16 protein-coding genes are annotated in these 18,912 nt (G+C 42.8%); 2 read left to right on the top strand and 14 right to left on the bottom strand.

What is annotated here, in order from left to right; translation table 11 throughout:
- Positions 1-164 precede the first annotated feature (164 nt).
- From dnaN to QUA50_RS19255, 8 genes are all read right to left on the bottom strand, one after another.
- Positions 165-1,676: a DNA polymerase III subunit beta gene (gene dnaN, locus QUA50_RS19290; RefSeq protein WP_333265964.1), complete on the bottom strand. Its 1,512-nt coding sequence runs from the start codon at positions 1,674-1,676 to the stop codon at positions 165-167.
- 355 nt (positions 1,677-2,031) lie between these two features.
- Positions 2,032-3,435 (bottom strand): DEAD/DEAH box helicase, encoded by a 1,404-nt coding sequence (locus QUA50_RS19285; protein ID WP_333265962.1) that lies wholly within the window; start codon positions 3,433-3,435, stop codon positions 2,032-2,034.
- Between the two features lie 268 nt (positions 3,436-3,703).
- A complete protein-coding gene (locus QUA50_RS19280) occupies positions 3,704-4,084 on the bottom strand; it encodes a hypothetical protein (RefSeq protein WP_333265960.1) in 381 nt (126 codons plus the stop codon).
- Between the two features lie 193 nt (positions 4,085-4,277).
- Complete coding sequence (locus tag QUA50_RS19275; protein WP_333265959.1) at positions 4,278-5,513, bottom strand: hypothetical protein; 1,236 nt, start codon at positions 5,511-5,513, stop codon at positions 4,278-4,280.
- Between the two features lie 36 nt (positions 5,514-5,549).
- Positions 5,550-5,714 (bottom strand): hypothetical protein, encoded by a 165-nt coding sequence (locus tag QUA50_RS19270; protein ID WP_333265957.1) that lies wholly within the window; start codon positions 5,712-5,714, stop codon positions 5,550-5,552.
- Between the two features lie 344 nt (positions 5,715-6,058).
- Positions 6,059-6,307: a hypothetical protein gene (locus tag QUA50_RS19265; protein ID WP_333093920.1), complete on the bottom strand. Its 249-nt coding sequence runs from the start codon at positions 6,305-6,307 to the stop codon at positions 6,059-6,061.
- Between the two features lie 89 nt (positions 6,308-6,396).
- Entirely contained in the window at positions 6,397-6,711 is a 315-nt protein-coding gene (locus QUA50_RS19260; protein WP_015179664.1) for a hypothetical protein, read from the bottom strand.
- Entirely contained in the window at positions 6,683-7,030 is a 348-nt protein-coding gene (locus QUA50_RS19255; RefSeq protein ID WP_333265955.1) for a hypothetical protein, read from the bottom strand. Before QUA50_RS19255 ends, QUA50_RS19260 begins: the two co-directional genes overlap by 29 nt.
- A 425-nt stretch (positions 7,031-7,455) precedes the next feature.
- On the opposite strand from QUA50_RS19255, the gene QUA50_RS19250 reads away from it, so the two are divergent.
- Entirely contained in the window at positions 7,456-7,638 is a 183-nt protein-coding gene (locus QUA50_RS19250) for a hypothetical protein (RefSeq protein ID WP_333265953.1), read from the top strand.
- A gap of 43 nt (positions 7,639-7,681) precedes the next feature.
- On the top strand, positions 7,682-8,257 hold the full coding sequence (locus tag QUA50_RS19245) for a site-specific integrase (RefSeq protein ID WP_333265952.1): 576 nt from the start codon (positions 7,682-7,684) through the stop codon (positions 8,255-8,257).
- Positions 8,258-8,296: 39 nt separating this feature from the next.
- Here QUA50_RS19245 and dnaB read toward each other — a convergent pair whose 3' ends face one another.
- The 6 genes from dnaB to QUA50_RS19215 all read right to left on the bottom strand — a co-directional run bounded on the left by dnaB (position 8,297) and on the right by QUA50_RS19215 (position 18,707).
- Positions 8,297-9,652, bottom strand: a complete 1,356-nt coding sequence (gene dnaB, locus QUA50_RS19240; protein WP_333265949.1) for a replicative DNA helicase — start codon at positions 9,650-9,652, stop codon at positions 8,297-8,299.
- A 116-nt stretch (positions 9,653-9,768) separates the two neighbouring features.
- The gene (locus QUA50_RS19235) at positions 9,769-11,472 is read right to left on the bottom strand and encodes a hypothetical protein (protein ID WP_333265947.1); all 1,704 of its coding nucleotides are present in this window, start codon (positions 11,470-11,472) and stop codon (positions 9,769-9,771) included.
- Positions 11,473-12,610: 1,138 nt separating this feature from the next.
- Positions 12,611-13,954 carry a helix-turn-helix domain-containing protein gene (locus QUA50_RS19230; protein ID WP_333265944.1) on the bottom strand — a complete coding sequence of 448 codons (1,344 nt, stop codon included), beginning with the start codon at positions 13,952-13,954 and terminating at the stop codon, positions 12,611-12,613.
- Between the two features lie 175 nt (positions 13,955-14,129).
- Positions 14,130-15,923 carry a serine/threonine-protein kinase gene (locus QUA50_RS19225; protein ID WP_333265942.1) on the bottom strand — a complete coding sequence of 598 codons (1,794 nt, stop codon included), beginning with the start codon at positions 15,921-15,923 and terminating at the stop codon, positions 14,130-14,132.
- 10 nt (positions 15,924-15,933) lie between these two features.
- A complete protein-coding gene (locus QUA50_RS19220; protein ID WP_333265940.1) occupies positions 15,934-16,761 on the bottom strand; it encodes a hypothetical protein in 828 nt (275 codons plus the stop codon).
- Between the two features lie 260 nt (positions 16,762-17,021).
- Positions 17,022-18,707: a hypothetical protein gene (locus QUA50_RS19215; protein WP_333265937.1), complete on the bottom strand. Its 1,686-nt coding sequence runs from the start codon at positions 18,705-18,707 to the stop codon at positions 17,022-17,024.
- Between the last annotated feature and the right edge of the window lie 205 nt (positions 18,708-18,912).

The following is an 18,912-nucleotide window of genomic DNA, read 5'->3' as shown; positions in this document are numbered from 1 at the left end:
CAAAAGGTTGCTCAAATCAAAAAATAATAGTAAAATATATGTGGTCTTTGTAGACAATTTAGTGTTGCAAAAAATCACTTAACCCTCCTAAATTATACAGCAATAGGCTCCGAATTTTTGCAGGAGAGGGCATCAAATTTAGATGCCCCTCCCCAAATGCACGACTATTCTTGCGGAGCGACAATGTATTCGCACTCTAAAGCCTCTGTGCCCGACGCAGGCGTTCCAAACGGTGCAATCAGTAGGGGAGTAGTAGGAGTTGCCATTAACACCCGCAAATCTGAGCTGGAAATCGCTTTGGCTGTATCAATCAAATAGCGGATGTCGCACTTGAGACAAAACTCACAGCCCCAGAATTTAGCATCAACTGTTTCAGTTCCTGAACTAAGAGTATTGTTGAGTGATGCTCGCACTTGTTGGGCATCTAAATCGAATTCTAAAATAGCTGTTAGGTGAGACTTGTCGCTGTGAGAAGCTAACCTCTCTAAGGCTTTTAAAAAGCTCAGCCTCTCAACCACCACTTGATGGCTAAATTGATGTCGATAGGGAGCGATAATTTGGTCACAAATTGGATATTGCCCTTCTAGCAACTTCGTTGTCAACCGCCAATTATTCCACTCGAATGCGACAAAATTACTAGGTTGCTCTGGCAAACCTTCATAGTAAATCGTAACTTTGTCAGCAGAATTCAAAGAACGCTCCAATAACCGGAGTACCTTAGCAGGGACAGTAAAATTAATTATTTGACTGCTCAAAAGGTGGGAATTGCTGCTTTCGTTCAATCCTAAAACCATTGCTACCCGATGCCCATCTGTCGTCCAAACTCTCAGTTGATCGAGTCCTCTGTCTGCGTCGTGACTGAGTTGAAAATTCCCTCCTGTTAAAATGCGTTTGTTTTCCTCCGCACTGACAGCAAATAAGCTAGCTTTGAGTACAGCAATTAACACGCTAGCAGGAAGCGTTACAAGTTTTTGTTTAACGCTGGGGATAGCTGGAAATTCGTCCGCAGCTAGCCCGCGAATGGCGTGCTTGCTTCTTGACGCACTCAGAGTGGCACTGACTGATGGAACGTCGCTTCCTTTAATAATTTCAGAAGAACTCTTTAAGGTAAGGCTGCCGTTAGGAAATTTTCCCAGAATGTCAGCAAGTATGGGTGCGGGGAGGGTAAGCTTTCCAGATTGATTGACATTCGCACCAAAGCTCACTTGCATTCCAAATTCTAAATTGTAAGCAGTCAGGTGCAAATGTTGAGTTTCTGCATCAGCTTCAATCAAAATATTGGACAAAATGGGATGGCTGCTATTGCTGGGAATGATGCCTTTCAGGGCTTGTATATAATCGTTGAATTCTCTTGAATTGCAGGCAAGTTCAACAGCCGATAGGGAAGATGTCGGAGTTGGAGAATCTGTGATTTCATTATTGAGATGGTTTTCTGGAGTGGGATTTGTTGGGGTGTCAGAAGGTGTAGAAGTTCCATTGTCTGTGATGTAGTTCGCTGCTACTTCTTCTATTTGTGTTGTTTTGGGTAGGGGAGAAGAAAGCTTAGTTGTTTTTTTGACTGATGGCTTCGTAGTAGGAGTCAAGTTACTGACTGTTACAGTTGAGCGTTTTTTCTTAGCTGTTCTCTCCACTACTTCCTCTTTAGAATGTGTTCCAGAAAGTCGAGTTTTTGCCATAATAATTAGTCGGGTGTCAAGAATTTGATTGGTCGCTGCGATAGCAGTGAGGAAGGGGAAGGGGAAGGGGAAGGGGAAGGTTAAGAGAAGGGGAGGGGTAAGGGTGGAACAAGTTCAGTAAACTCGCGTTATGTTCAAGTTGAAGCAAACTGATTATTTAGATTTTGATAAATGAGATAACCGAACTTACGCTCATCAACCGGATTTCTCTGAAAAATTGTTGCTTTCTCAACTAGATATCTACGAAGAAACCCGATTTCTGGCATCGTGTGCGTAAGTCCTGAGAGAAGAAGGTTCAACTCAAAAAAGTGAAAACTTATCTTTCCTTCCCCTTCCCCTTCCCCCTCCCCTTCCTCTACAATTGAGCTAATACTCGTTGCACTCGGAATGAATTAGGAGGGACAAATAGTATTCGTTGGCGACATCTACTTGTTCCAACATATAAAAGACGGTGGTACTCTTTAAGTTTCTCTTGGCTGCTCATTTCCTTGCCTACCAAAAGTCGAGTCAAAATGTCATTGCTGTCCAAACCAACTTCATCAAAAGTGCTACCTTGAGAATTGTGAATAGTCAGGGCAAAGCAATTGTCAACTTCGGCAAATACATCATCTTTAAACCAGTAATACTTCCGCCAGAGAAATCCATTACGTTTGGCACTTTTGAGTTTCTCTTTCAATTCAGCTTGGTAGCGCTTACTTTCCGATTCATGCAGCACAAAGATTTGCCGAAATAGACCATCATCAGTCATAATCTTCAACAGCCATACTCGGTAGCCGTAGTGCTGACTTATTTCAACTTGCTGTATGGTAAATTCAGTTGATGTGGCTAAAATCACAGTCTTACCATCAGGAGCCAGAACTGGTTTCTTAGTAATTAACCTTTCTCCAGATATAAATCTGGCAGTTGTTCGACCATAAAGTTGTTCTCGAACAGCCTGATTGTAATAGTTGACTCGCTTGTTTGTCCAGCACAAAATCCGAAAGCAATCAGGATTTGAGGCAAATTCTTGCTTGATGGTTTTGATAGCATATTGGATGAGTGCTTCTGGTTTAACTTTGAATGCACCGTTAGATTTGTCCAATGAGTTGTAATTCGGATGTGGCAAAAAGACATCTGTTTTACTCTTGACAAATGAGCGACATTCCGTAATAAAATCAAGGACGGGGCTTTCTCCAGCTTGTCTAACTACTTGAGTTAATACAGCTTTATTGGCAATATTGAAAGCAGGCGAGCGCTTTTCTCCAACAGGATTAAGTTGCGCTGGGTCGCCCATGAGAATTAATTTCCGCTGATTGAAGAGAGTATGTTCAAATCTGCGCTCAATCCAAGACCACAATTGAGTTCCCACCATCGAACATTCATCGAGGAAAATGATATCATAGAGGTGGATGTAACAACAGCTTGTCTGTTCCAAAACTTTCTCTTGTTCTTTGCGAACCATGCCTAAGCCTAAAAGCTGGTGTATCGTCATAAAATCTACTCCGAAAATGCCTTGAGATGCTGCCATTTTTCTGAGGATACCGACGGCTTTGTTAGTAGGTGCAGTAAGGGCAATACGCTTGCTTTGAGCCAAGAGTTCTTTGATTATAAGGAAAATAAGTGTGCTTTTTCCAGTGCCTGCATAACCGCAAAGTAAGAAAAATGGCTCGGTGCTGCTTGCAAATATTCTCAAATTGTCGAGTGCTTGCTGCTGCTGCGGCTTGAGAGTAAAGGGAATTTGTTTAAATTCCTGCGGTCGTTCTAGTAAAGTTTGAATCATTAGTGTACAGTAATGCTAATTCGATCGCATCCTAATAAGCGCTAGCTTGAGGGGGAGTATGGAGGAACATTCAAATCAAAATTGACTTATAACAATAGTTCCTATTTTCAGAAAAAATGGCTAGAATGGTTGATTTTTCCTTAGTGGAACTTACCTAAAACTCTGATTATGTCATTAATAACAAAAGTTGTACGAAGTATTGTTTAATTAAAAATCAGCTCTGAATTTTATGATAATTCTGAGCTGATTTTGCTGCTGTTGTTAGTTGTTAAACAATCACAACTTTGGTCTTTTTAACTCGTTTGATATTCACTGCTGTGCCAATGCTATGTCCATCCCAAATGGCTAATCCGTAGTCACAATGCGAACACATTTCGATGTCGCGAGCGCTATAGTTTCCGCTAATACCAACAACTGGATAACCAGAAGTATTTCTGGGTTTGCCATTGCCGCTAAACAAGGCATAGTAAACCAAAACTTTCTCGTAGTTCTTAGACCGCAAGTATTGCTGAACTAAGCTATCAACTCCAGGCGCATCACCGACTCTGACTTCAAACCCTAGTTCAATGATGCGATTGAGAGATGTATGAGCCTCTGATGGCAATTCCTGGATGGAACGACTGCCAGAAATTATTACTATTTTGTTCATGGTTATTTCTTTGAAATTGTAGCTGAAGAGTGAATTAAAACCAACTAAAAGATTGCTCCTTTAGTGGGTATTTATAAGTAGAGAAAGTCAACATTTTTCGCCGCTAGGCGATTTATCTTTCGGATTGGCAAAAGAGTTTTTAATTGCATTTACAGTTTTGTTACAGACTAGCCAATCCTATTCTCCATTCCCATCATTTTGGCATCTTTTCTAAATCAAGTTCAGCCACTTCCCACAGAGCTTCTAAGCGCTTCTTTAAAGTTTTATGTCTGGGTATTTCTACAACATACTCGTACTTAGAACCTGTATGTTGAAGTTCTGGACTTTGGCAATCAATTAGGTAGCTCAGGCGGCCAACTAGCTTTTTAATAGGTATTAGCCAAATCTTAGCTAGTGCTTTAGTACGAAACCCAATCCAAGCTGTAAAGTAGGAGCCGTCTTCGCTAATTTGATAAGCCACATTGGGCGATAATTTAACAATAGGTTTGATGCGGGCAATACCCAAACCTTTGAGTTCTCTCAAGCTGTAACTTAGGAGTTCTCCGCTGTTCCACTGGATGTGAAATGGACGTGGCTCTTCAACGTTCAAGTGTTGGACTCTCCCCATTCGTTGAAATCCTTCTCGGTGCTGTAAAATGCAATCTCCCTCTCTAAATCCGTAGAAGCCTTGTTTCTTTGTTAGGTTTTCTAACTGCTGCTTCCAGGCTTCTTCCCAAGCTATGTCAAAGTCGAGAAGTTGGTAATTTTCTTCGCTCAATTGTTGAGCTATTTTTTCTTTTAACTGCTGTTTGTAGATTGGCATAGCGAATTCTAAAAAGTTGTCGGGTACTTCGAGAGCTAAATGCGTTTTAGCTCTGATTATGATATCGGTAACAGATAAATAGCTGGCGGCTTTTAATTGCTGGGGTGTCGGGATATCTATGGTACAAATTGTCGGGTAGCCGGGAAACAGGTTGATGGGAAAGTGATACAATTGGTCGAGAGCCCAGATGAGAATGTGGTGTTCGCTCAGCGATTCTACTTTGAAAGGAGTTGCATTGCTGAATTGTACCTGTTGGGAATTAGCGAGTACGATGGTTGTGCAAGTTGGAAGTTCTCCAGCAGTCTTTTTAGGGATAAAGTGAGGCACGATGGAGATTTTAAGGGCGCGGATTTCATCACGGCTATAAGTCCAAGAAAATGAATTTTCGCCCGAACTTGCGTCCCAAGTAATTGTCACAGGTTTTTCAGTTTGATTTAGAGAAGTAACAGTACCGTATTGGTTACCAGTTTTAACGATATCATTTAACCTGAAGGGATGTTCTTCAGCAGGTGCGGGAATGAGGAAAGGAAAAATTACTGCAACTACTTCTTTGGCTTGAGGGAAGTGCTGGCTAGCTGATTCAGGAAAGGTCTTGTGGGGGTTTATAATAGACTTGTTAGCGTTCATAACAGCAAGAAGTTGGTTATCCCTCAACTTCTCCCGCTAGGGAATAGCTTTTAATTTAGAGATTTCCTCAACAAATGCTTCTTGCATTGCCGGAAATGACTTAGCTGTTGTTAGAGGGGAGACTCTGTTGCGATCGCCAGCTATACTGGTATCACCCACATTTACGATCGCACAGCTATTAGTGTGAGTATATTTACTCATATAATTAGAGCTATCGGTACAAAATGCGATCGCTAGGTCGCGTCAATCAAGACTAGAATAACAAGCTATACACTTAGTACACTTTAACAAGCCTGCCTTTGACAATCTATCGAGTTAACAGCACCTAATTGATAAAAAATTCTCCCAGTTATCAGTTGCTTCTATAACTGGGAGAATTTGCGGGAAAGCCGATATATTCAGGACTTACGCAAAAATTGGCTTAACACACTACTCATAGCGGTAACGTGCGCCAAGTGCACCTACGTATAGAGTCTGTGGGTAATTCCTGATATTAATCTAACGCAGGTATCTCGATTAATTCGATTTCAAACAGAGCTGCGTCGTTATTCTTTAGGCAAAGTAGGCTTTGGTGGGATGTCAAAAACAATCACAAATGTGAATTCTTTGACAAACCGTTGCAAAACCCGAAAATGATCGTCTGCATCCCTCCTCCTGCGAAATCGCGCCACAACAATACGCTGACAATTAGGAAGCAGCTTAATGATGCACCACGGATGCAATCTCTCAAAATAAGTCATTTTAACCTCACCAGCGACAGTAATAGGTTGCGTTCTTTTTTCCTTGCTTGCCATTACGCTAGTTGAGAGAATATTCTTCAAGACAGGTCACGCTGACCTTGACAATTAATTAGGGTTGTGCTTTAAACCGCTCCAATTCTCTTCTAACGCACCTTCTTATCTTCGGAATGCGGACACAGCAAGTTCGCCAGTACGTCGGGAATCTCCTCAAAGTGTTCCAGCAGAAAATCCATTACTGCCAAATGGCGCAAATCAACAGCAGTAGGAAATCTTCGATTTTTTCCGCGTTTAAACCAACCCTGTACCGTCGAATCAGAGCGGGAACAAATGGAGGCAATTTGCTCGTAACTTACCCCCCACTTAACATAAAACTGTTTTGGCGTCATTCCCAATTGGCATTGGCTGTAAACTGCAATCAAATTGCGTTCTCTATCTGTCAAAGTATGCGGCTTTTTCATCCTCATACCTCTCTAAATCTTCTTCCCACGCCGTGTCAAATTGACACCAAGCTGTACTCTTGGAATTAGGAGCCAGCCAAATTACGTAGCACCACATCCAACAGCAACGGCGCTGTTCGTAGTTGTAAAATATGCCGATAACTATTCCCCAGTCACCTTCTTCGCCAACATCAGCCCAGCGCACCCTAAAGCCGCACTCAAAGCGCGGGGGATGAATTTTGGCAAAATTTGCAGGCAACTCAGTTGAAGGTGGTATATCCTTCAACTGTTTTAGTGGCAGGCCCGAAATCAAATCTCGCTTTCCTTTTGAGATTGACATGAGTTCTCAACTGTGCATCGACTGCAACAGATTTGTTTTGATAGGTTTTTAGGCCAATTTCTTGATAAAGAAATTGCAGCGCGATATTTCCTTAAATCAATCAATTGGAATCTATATTTGACGAACTATTCTCAATGCCCAACTCTGGCTAGGCTATCAGTTTTTTGAGATCCCGCCCAATCGCGTTGATGTCAAGTCCGGTTGCAGCAGACTTGTATAGTAAAGGTGTAGTTGCTTTCGTCAGCGAGGTGCGATGATCGACAAACGTCTCCAAATCGAACCACACCGGGAAGTAGAAGAACTATTGGAGAATATTGATGACTTGTTCTTCAGAATATAACCAGCCAACAAAAAAGGTTGCCGGTAGAATCAAACAATAGTATAATTAGATTAGTTACTAATAATTTTCTTGGTGGCGCGGTGTTATGACAGCCCTTGAACCTGTTACCTTCAGAGACCTCATCGACGCGATCGCTACCTTGCCGATTATCAACTTTCCCGAGAATTCGAGTCAGTTGAATAGCAATAAGCGGGAAGTGAGTTGCAACAAGCGCCTCCGATTGCCCAGAAAGCGATTAAGCCAGATTTGGTTGGCCATCAAAGAATAGAAGCCAGTTAGCCTACTTGACGTAACCTCCCTTTCGTCCAATAATGAAGGAATTTACCCGTCAAGGATGCGCCGTGAAGGTTCTTGGGAATGGGCGCGCTAAGATTTTGACGCCCGCAGAAATTGACCGACTGTTTGACCGGGGTTTTATTACAGCAAGGGACAGGCTTTTGTTTGCTGTAACTTTTTACTGCGCCTGCCGCATTTCAGAGGCGTTAGCTTTAACAACTCACGACATTGTTGGGGGGTCAGTCACGTTGCGGAAAGCGACGACAAAGGGGAAATCAGCAACGCGAACGCTGCCGCTCCATCCTATACTGGCTAAGTATTTAAACGCTTACAATCCGGATGTAGGTTTTTTGTTTCCGGGGCGAGAGGGTACGAAGCCTTTGACGCGCTCTTTTGCAGATTTGATTTTTAAAGAAGCTTGCAAGCGGGTAAGAATTAAGGGGGCTTCAACACATTCGATGCGGCGGACGGCGCTGACTAATTTGAGCAATGCGGGGGTGCCGCTGCGGGTGATTATGGAGATTTCGGGACACAAAAATTTGTCTAGTCTCCAGCGCTATTTGGAGGTACAGCCGGAACAGCTTGTCAAGGCGATTGGGCTCTTGAAGTGAGGCGACAGAGTTCAATATTTTCCTGTCTGTCCTTTAATATTACCGGAGTTTATAGATATTCCGAAACCGACAGCATTCAGCATCAAACAGCAACTTAACCGTTCCCGTTCCGCTATTCCGTCCTTTCAATCCAATAATTTCAGCCGTTCCCCCATCAGGAGAATCCCGATTGTAATAATCGTCCCTGTAAACTCCAAGCACAACATCCGCATCCTGTTCAATTCCACCAGAGCCACGCAAATCCGATAAACTTGGACGCTTGTTCGTGCGAGTCTCTACCCCCCGATTGAGCTGAGAAAGCAGCACAACCGGCGCGTCAACCTCGCGAGCCAAAATCTTCATCTGCCGCGTAATTTCGCTAATTTTATTGACAACATTTTCATCTGCCGAATTGACCATCAATTGCAAGTAATCAACAATTACCAAACCCAAGGGGCCGCGCTCACAAACAAACTCCCTAACTCTGGAACGAATCTCCAAGGGAGACGGTTCCAAACTTTCGTCTATCCAAAAATCAGCATCGCTAACTTTCCCTAAAGCCGAAGCTAGCACTTCGTACTTACCAGCTAGGTTAACTTTCCTGATATCTTTCACCGACACCCCACTCTCAAGTGCCATTAGTCGCGCTGCCAAGTCCCGACCTGGCATTTCCATCGAAAACATCAAAACTCGACCGTTCGTGGGAAGGGAAGCAATGTTGTAGCCAAGCGCGCAAGCCAAAGCTGTTTTGCCGCTGCCGGGGCGACCTCCTATGACAATCAATTCACCTCGGTAAAATCCCCCTCCCAAGAGGTCGTCGAGGTCGTAAAACCCCGTGCTGATTCCAGGAAAGTAGTTAGCAGTCTCCAAGCGCTGTTCCTCAATTTCATCTAGATATCGCCAAAGCTCCCCGCAGTATTCCGAGAGAGGCCGAATAGCTTTTTGTCGCTCTTCTTTGTACTTATTGAGGGCAAAAATCTTTTCCTCGGCTTTATTTAGTATCGCATCCAATTCGGTGGAAGTCTCGTAGCCAAGCTGTACGATGTCATTGCCAACTTTGATGAGTTCGCGGCGGACAAACTTGTCCACGACTAGCAAAGCATATTGGTCGATGTTGACGGCTGAAACAGTTCGGTCTACCAGCATTACCAGTTTGGTTTGACCCCCTACTACTTCCAGCAGGTTGTGGTCGTCGAGGAAGGTGGTGATGTTCATCAAATCTGTGGGCTGCTCCTTAGAGTGCAGCGCTAAAGCGGCCCGATAAATATGTTGGTGGACTGTAATTGCCAACGCTTCGGGACGCAGAATATTTTCGACTCTTTTAATGGCGATTGGATCGATCAGAATTCCGCCTAAAACTGCTTCCTCTGCATCAATGTTGCTCGGCATAATTTTGTCAAAAAAACTGACTGCCATATCTGGTATTCTCCTTTGATATTGTTGTTAACTAAACTGTTCTAAAAGTTGTTTAAAGGATTGGAAGCTGTCTAGATGGGTTAAATAATCACTGTTTTCACAGCTAAGCTAAATAATTAAGTAGTAGATAATTTGTTGAAAATTTGTTTTGCTTGCTGAGGAAATCGCTGTATCCACTGCAAGTAAATTTGCTGCTGAATACCTACCGCTGCGAAAGCTTCTTCGCCTAGTTCTTGGAACTGTTCGGATAACTTTCGGTGAGTTGTTAATGGCATATACTGAGGGTCAATATAATCCTCAGTTATTCTTGTTGTCTGTGCAGAAGGAGAATTTTTTGGAGTTGGAGAAGAGCCTGCTGAAGCTGGAGACGAAACAACATTTGTTGGGTTCGAGTTTTGAAAACCGTTAGTTTTTTCCCACCAGCGACCGCGCAAACAGTCAACGACCCACCCTGAAGGGTTGGATATTTGCTTTGTTTGGCTTCGGACTTGCAGCAAGTTTATGGCGGCTTGGATTTCGTTTAAGCTGTGCTGGAGCACACAAGTTTTTAATTCGGGATTCATGCCTCCTGTGGCTCGTGTAACGGCTTCGACAATTTCAGTTGCATCGGGATTGGCAATTGCAACCGCTTCGATAATCTCAGTGGTCTCGGAATTAGCAATTGCAACCGCTTCGATAATTTCAGTGGTCTCGGAATTGGCAATTGGAACAGCTTCGACAATTTCATTCGCATCGGGATTGGCAATTACAACCGCTTCGATAATCTCAGTTGCATCAGGATTAGTAATTGGAACGGCTTTGACAATCTCAGTTGTCTCGGAATTGGCAATTGGAACAGCTTTGAGAATCTCAGTCGCATCAGGATTAGTAATTGGAACGGCTTTGACAGTTTCAGTCGCATCGGGGTTGGCAATTGCAACCGCTTCGACAATTTCAGGAACTTGGGGAGTAACGGGCGAAGATATTTCAGGACTTAACGGAACAGCTTTATTGGTAGGTATTGGTAATTTGGCGGCAGAGATTGTTGGATTGTCGAGGCTGTTGAGTTCTGTCAGCAGTTTTTGCGGGGGTTTAGAGGTCAAACCTATTTGTTCTGAAGTGCAAGGCATTGCCACATCGACTGCCTGACTGTTATCTGAATTAATAGTCAGACATTCAGCGGTTGGGGCGGAACATTTATTTTCACTAGGGGTTTTTAGTTCTTGTTCTGAATTTTTATTTAATTCAGTGCTTTTAGATTTGATCCCAGTTACAAGCTGTGGTTTTTTATCTGGTGATGTTAAATTTTCTTCCTCTTGAGAAAAATTAAAAAAAACAGCAGCAACATTTTCAGTGCTTTGCTGTTCTTTTTTATCCTCTGTAAAGAGTACGGCACCATCAGGGTTTGAACCCCCTGTTTGCTCAATTTTTGGTTGGTTCAGTCGATTTTTTGACGGTTTGCTCAGTTTTTGGAATTTTGAATTGGTGTGAGTGAAGGGGCGAACGTCGCCCAGGTGCTGCACTGCTATGCGGAAAATGCCGCACCCATAGTTTTTAAGGATTTTGACCAAACCAAGTTTTTCGAGTTGTTTGAGGGCTGCCCGCCTGGTGTTGGGGCTGTAGGGCTTGCCGTTGCGGACTCTTGTGGCTCGTTTTTCGCCCAAGGGGATGCAATTGATGTCGATTTCCTCTGGTTTGCCACCGATGCAGGTTCTGTACAGGTAAAGGGCGAGTTTGAGGGCGCTGGGGGTAGCGCCTTCTAGTATGTCGGCTAGGGCTTCGTAAACTGCGGCGTGTCGGGCGAATGGCGGTTTGTGCCAGGTAGTTGTATCTGCAACCATTTTTTATTCCGGGGTAAAAATGAGCGTAAATGTCCCTTCATGCGACTGTGACAGCCGCAAGGTTTGCCAGAGCGGTTGTTGTGAATTTGACCGCGGGCTATTGAGCGCGAATGCAGCGCTCGCTGCACTCAACAGGATTTCGGGTTGGCTTCAACAACCAGGTGTGGTAGTAGTTCCGCCGGAACTCGATTCATAGCGCCGTCGCTTGAACTATCGGCAAACTTTAGCGAAGCGGTTTTAAGGTCTTGTACTTTTGCGATCGCTTTTTTGTAGCGATGCAGTTGTCCTAAATCCAGCAGTGTTGAGACTGACCGCCCCGCTAAAAGATGAGAAAGGGTGCGCGACTATTTTTTCAATCCTGCCAGACCAGCCGATACGGGATTTGGTGGCGAATCAGTCTAATAAGACTGATCAGAGTTGTTCTAAAAGCTGAAAACTTTACGTGGTAAGAGTTTCAAAAATGACTTGTCGCGGCATTCTAGAGGTTTTGTCGCGGCATTCTAGAGGTTTTGTCGCGGCATTCTAGAGGTTTTGTTCTAACGGTCAAACTTATATGGGGTATGGATTTGAGAGCGATTTTAAATACCTATTTTTTTTAGAACAAGTTTCAGAACAGTCCGAGCATTCTTTGCTGAAAAAAAAACCAGCCGGGAAAGGTGGGTTTGTAGGGTCGCTTTGGTGAGAGTTATGTCCTGGACACACGGGTGGTCATCACCTAGCCCTGTCTGGCGTGTTAAATCTGAACCGGAGAAAAAGGATAAAACCGCTATTTCACGTTCGGGTTTTTGAGACTTCGATCAAAAAAAATTGTTTTTCGGAACTTGGACTCACAATCAAAACGCTGAAACTTAGTAACCTCGTTCCTCACGCCAGACAGGGCTAGTGGTCATCACCTGAGTTTGATGGACGAGAATACAGAGGCTACAGCCCTTGAACCGGGCAAAAAACTAAGGTGATGGCGATGTTAGTCAAGCTCTGCTTGCTGTCGCTGTTTGAGCGTAGAATCCCCGTCTCTTGACTAGCGGGGAGTATGTCAAATTAGGACTAAGGCTAAGCATCATCAGGATAGAGGCTCTTCAGGGGGGGTTGCCCCTACTTTCACACCGTATATTGAGGCTGTGCGTAAGTCCTAAATATGTCAATCTGAAATGCTTAACAGATGCCAGATTTGGGATTCCAGTTCTGGTGCAGGGATTCGCTCCCCACGTTCCAACATGGATACATAACGCTGCGACACCCCTAGCCAGCCAGCCAATTGTGCTTGAGTCCAACCTTTGGCTGTTCTTGCTTCTTTTATCTCATTGCTTGTCAGTTTAGGTTTGGGAGCTTCTTTCAGGCGGGGTTGAACCTGTTTGAGTTCAGCTTTGCTTGCCAGGAGTTGGGGGATAGGTGCTGGCGGATGGATGGTAATTTTGGCTGCCAATAGCGTGTCAAAGTATCCTCGTTTTTTTCGATCCTTGCTACCGGGTCTCAGCCATTCTGGGTAGGTCTCTTGGTCAAACTCGATTTGAAACGCTCGCTGGAGTTTCAACAGCACTTCCAGGGTGTGATTCCAGCTATTCATCAGCGTGTAAGCTTTTCTACGGTCAGACCGGGCTATATCGATTACCGTTTGGGATAGGAGCGCTTTTAGAAGGGTTTCCACTTTGTAACTGCCACTGGTGTGAAATCGGCTTTCCATCGTCAGATGAAGTGCTAAGCGCAAAGCCAGTTCATCATGGTAGGCATCGATTTTGAGAATCTCCTGGGCTAAATAGCCAAACTGATACAAGGCTTCTTTGGCGAAGTAACCTGCTTTGTTCAAGAAGGCATGAGTCCAGAGCCCCGGTTGGACTGTGATGTAGACTTCATCAGGCTGCTCTATTTTGCCCTCCAGATTCTGCTGACCTGTTAACTGAATTTGAATATTCCACATTCGCGAGGTGTCAACGCTGGCTCTAATTCCACCTTTTTTGTGTTTGCCTTCAACCCATGTGGCTTTGATTGCTAGGCAACCTAGAGCATACGCTGTTTTAGCTAGTTCATTCAGTTTTTTAGACGCGGGCAAGTCTGTGCGTTTGTCCCAGCCCATTTCCTTGATTAAGTCACTGCCTTCGAGAGTGAATAAGCTTTCCCACGGCTCTTCTTGTCTCATAATATGAGCGGCAAAAATCAGGTGTAACTTGGCAGCGGTCAGCCCAAACTTGTCAATAATTTGCATGGCCTCGTCTAAGGGCAGCAGCGTGATGTCGCCGGGGTTGGCGATGTAGTGCTCGATGATGTTGTTGGGGTTGCCCTTGGCTCGGTGTTGGAAGTAGCCGACACCTGAAGGGTATTGCTGCCACAAGTCTGTTCTCAGTTGTGCGTGGAGGCTGGATACCATAGGAGGGGGTGTCGCAACAGGGGCGATCGGTCTACTCTGGTACAGACGAGGTTCTGTAATGGGTTTGTCTGGGGTATCTCTAACTTCAGCCAGACTTTCTGAGCTGGTGCTGTCACTCATAGTTTAGTCAATGGAAGAGAGGGCATAGCTATTTCGATCTCACGATTAGTCCTGAAGGGAAACATGAAGAATCGCAACATTAACCTCAATGGCTCGCGCGATCATTACTGTTGTTTGTATCATGTAGTTTGGGAATTGTGAGAATAATCAGCGTAGTAAAAAGGGAGAACGCACCTCATTTTTTCGGTAGATTCAGCTTTCTCACCACATCCTCCCTAATCTCTGGTTCTAGCGTAAAAAGTATCTCGCTGCCAACTTTCACTTTTTTGATTAGGGAACGAGCTACTAGAGATTGCAAATTATCAATTAATTTTGATGCTACTTTTGGAAAAAATATTCGCAAAGTTTCCACGGAAACGGGAGCTGCGTCTGAAGCCAATTTGTACATAATATCCTTTTCCAAATTAGTCAATTTTGAAAATTGCTGTTCTACAATTATCTCATGTATACATTGCAAAATCACTTGCGGGCTCTGCGGTCTGTTACCCGGAAAAGGTGCCATCAAGTAATCGATTACATTAGCAAAAGGATCTGAAATATGGGGTGCTACTTTTCGCCACATCAATCTACCTGTTCGTGGATTCTCTGGAAAAGCAGTAGGGGATTTGCCTGTTAGCAAATGGACAAAAGTGCGACCGAGGGCAAAAAAATCAGATTGAGGAACAGCTTTACCATTCGCCTGCTCTGGTGGCGTGTAACCTGGAGAAATAATCACTGTAACACTTCCCCCTTGACCAACTTTTGCAAAATAGGTAGCTGTGACTTCCCTAACTGCACCAAAGTCAATCAAGACTAACTTACCATTTGGTTGAACCATAATGTTACTCGGTTTGATATCTCGATGAAAATAATTTAAACGGTGGACTTGATCGAGGATATATGCTAGTTGTTTTAACCAGTTAATAGCTAAATATTCATTAATAGGTCGGTTTCTTTTAATCAGCCATTGCTCTAAATTAACTCCATTTATTTTTTCCATAACAAAACAGTGTACTCGTTCTAATTTTCCTTTGGTAATCAAGGTAAAATAGCCATCGCGCTCGGCTCTCGGAATTCCTGGATGGCGCAAACGACATAATATATCGGCTTCTTGTTTAAATGATTCGACTAACTTGCCTTTGTGTTCCTCGTCTACAGCATCAAGTTTTAAAATTTTTAGAATTTTGATAGTACCTCTATCATCCACTTCATAAATACGACTGAAACCTCCTTTGCTTACTTGTCGAATAACTTGATATCGGTTAGCTATGAGAGGTCGTTTAGAGACTGTTTTAATAGGTAAACTTGGAGTAATATTCAACTTTACTCCAGCAGGTGCTACCTTTTTTTGGGGCGCAGATACTTGATTGGGCTGAGCGACTGTACCTGCCAAATCACCGCGAGTAAACTTATCAATACTGCGCGCGTAAACTAATAAGGGCTCAAATTCTGCCAATGGTTCTGCAAAAGTCTCTACTAACGAAGCCATCCGCACCACTTCAGACCTATCCTGCTGATAAGCATTCTTTAATGCTAATGCCAATTCACGCGCCGCCTCACTCGGTCTGGTATAGGCCAAAGCTGTCCACCGCTGCGCCTGAGCAAAATCTCGCACCTCTTGGTCATTACTTTGAAGTTGCTGCCGCACATAAACTAACAGAAAATCAGACAACTCATTAATCCGCTGCTGCCCAAAATTCTCATTCTCTTTCAACCGATTCAACAGCGAATTTCGTACCGCTGTATCCATTTCATAGAGTTCTCGCCCTACCTCATCGCACAAACTCGAAAGTAGCAAATCCGCCACAGCTACCCAAGGAATTCCTAACACAAACCCGTGAATGTCTCGCTGGAAACTAGCCCACAACTTATATAACAAATCCGGTGTCAAAGCCAAGGGAAACGCCGCATGACACGCAAAAATTAAGTGCGTTTTTCCAAAACGCCTCTCGAAAGCTTCAATTCGTCTGCGGGCTACTTCAGGTTTCATTTCATCCCCCTTATTCAGTCCCAACAAAAACCGAACTCTGACTTTTTCCCCGCAACAAGCCGATCGCATCCTGCAATCCCTGGCGCGCCATCTCAAACATCGGCACTAAACGCGCCACCTTACCCGCAGTCGTCCCCTCCCAGCGCGACTCCGGCATCGGATTTAGCCAAGCTACATACCGCACCTTTGCCTTAATCTGTTGGAGAAACGCCGCCGTCAACTCCACCCTTTCCTCACTGTAACCCCCGCGAGCCGCCCCAGCATCGCTAAAAATTAACATAGCAGACTTCTCAGGCCGCAGGTTAGCCAGCAAGCGATCGATTTTCTCTGCTTCCAACTGATAGGGGTCATGGTATAGATAATCCACCGGACAATTCTGAAAATAATAAATGCCAGCATTCCCCAAACGCCCGCCTCGCACCGCCGTTTCTGCCAACCGCTGGGACAAATCGTGGAAGGGCACCATCGAACCGTCGCGATCAATTAATAACAGTAATTGCGATCGATTTACCCGCCGCGGCACCAACACCGGACTTAACAAAATGCCCTGTCGCCCAATCTGGTTAACTGTGGCTTCCACATCCAATTCTACGGGCGGCCCTTCCCGCACGGGACGGCGCAAGTAACGCCAACTTTGCTTCATCTGCCGCCGCGTCACTGGAAAATATTCCGATGTCAGGATGAATTGGCGATCGCAAGTTGCCTCATATTTATTGGTAGCTTGCATCACTGCTTTTGCAGCTTCCACCTCATCTTCTATTGCCTCTATCAATTCTGGATGCGGGGCAGATAGAATTCCTTCGCTTGTTTGCTCAGTTAGTTGTAGTGCTGTTTCCATTATACCAGAATCCTCTGTTTCCGGTGCAGAAATCTCTGGTTGTTCTGGGATTGCTGGTATAGTTTCCTGACTCTCTTTGACAATAAGTATCGCTTGATGACTGACTGAAGATTATATTTTCCAACCTTTTCTCCAAATAATTTTTAAAGTTGATTCTGGCGGGTGGGGACTTCGACGAAAGGGGTTTTCGGTCATATTCCAGAGCATTAATTCTACAGACAACTTAATTATAAATAAAATAGTCCGAAAAATGATTAATTTCATTTGATGTTAGCAAAATACTCTTGTAAGAATCTATGGATAAACCGATAACGTCCCCCTACCCTTTGCAACAACATACGCTCGGTAGCATAGTTAAGAAAACGGGCATAGTTCCAGGGAATATGACCATTAAACCAAAGAAGAAAACGTAATATAAAATGCTGGATTACAACTTTAGCTAATTGAAAACCTTTACCCGATAGAAAACCTTTAAAAGATATTCTAATGGAGGTTATGGAGTCTTCATAGTAACTTTCAATTACTGGCATTGGCATCATTGATAACATAAATCCAAATATAATACCTAAATAAACTCCATATAAAAATACATTTTTTATGCTATATATTAGGTTAAATTCATCTCTTAATAAAGAACCAAGGATTAAAAAGAATAAATTTAATATCGAAAAGAATAAACTACTGGGAACAGTATAAAAAACAATAACCCGAAAAGTATTTATCAATGAAGAATAAATACCTTGATTAGGAATCTTTTTTTCTTCTAATTCTAATTCCTTAAACCTTAGCCCATCAAATATTCCTGTAATAGTAGCTATGAATCCACAGATCGTAGCTGATCCTATTAATAAGAGCAATATCAAAATAAATCCCTTCCAATGTGGCAGCTTCCCAAGCTGTAGGTATTGTACCAAAGAATAAGAAGAAAAAGATCCTATCAAAACTAGAAAAAAACCTATGCTTTTTACAAAAATACCCATAAATTTTTTCTTGGCATCATCCCAAGACCACTTTAGAGAATCAAGAATATATATTGTGCCAATATCATTTACATAGTTCTTACCGAAACATTTTTTTAGCCAATTATGAGAATTATTGTACTCAAAATGTAATGTCAATACAAGTAACACTTTAAAAAGAGAATAAATAAAAGGGAATAATACTAATACAAAGTAAAATATTACTTTACTTGCTTGGTTTGACAGCAAAAAGCTAAAAAAATTGGGAAATAACATTCCTAATGAAATTAAACTAGGGAACATCAGCCATAATTCCCAATCGAAATATACACATAACCCACATAGAAAAATTATCCAACCAGTAAAAACTGTAAAAGGTGCAAAATTCAAATTGAACAGCACCAAAAATCCAACAACGAATGACAATAAAAAAATAACCATTAAAGAATATATTTTGATCCATAAAGAATCATTTGTTAAAGTTAGATAGATTATTTTATGTGTTGAATTTTCTAAACAGTTAGGTTGTAAATTTTCTATATAAAATTCACTGCTAAATTTAAGATAATTAGCTAACCAACTCAACCAATACTTAACTTCCCCAATCTTGGGTTCTTTATTTACAGGATACCATAAATTCTTGATTTTCCGTGTCAACATTCTTTCCACATAAACTTTTAATAAATATTCGCGACAAGTTTCTTTTGTTGTATAGCTTCCCCATTCATCAATTGAAAGTGATTCGTATGCCATAGTCATCATACTTAAAAACAATGGGGTCTTAATTAATTCTAATATCACAGGAAATTTATTAATTTTTTCCCATAAATCAGATAGTTTAACTCTGGTTAGGTATTGCTGTATTTGTGCTTGAGTTAATGATGATAAACAGAATGCACCATTTAATTTTAGAGGAGTTTTCCATAACTTATACTCCTCACTACGACTGCATACAACTATGTAAAGAGGACGTTCCTCACTTTCCATAAATTGGTTAATAGCTTGTACGCATTTTTTCTGACGCTCTGATGCTAATTCATCTAAACCATCTAAAAGAAGTGAAACTTCCTGTTCCTGAAGTAAATTTTTGCCAAGTTTTTGAGGAACACCATATTGTATCGGCTCAATAAGTAGGGGTAGCAGTTATTCTAGTTGCCACCGACTTGCCCAAGGGATGAAGAGAAGATTTTTC

This window comes from Microcoleus sp. M2_D5 (genome assembly GCF_036701935.1).
GTDB lineage: Bacteria > Cyanobacteriota > Cyanobacteriia > Cyanobacteriales > Microcoleaceae > Microcoleus.
The sequence above is the reverse complement of the archived record's forward strand: the minus strand, read 5'-3'. Positions and strand labels throughout refer to the sequence as shown.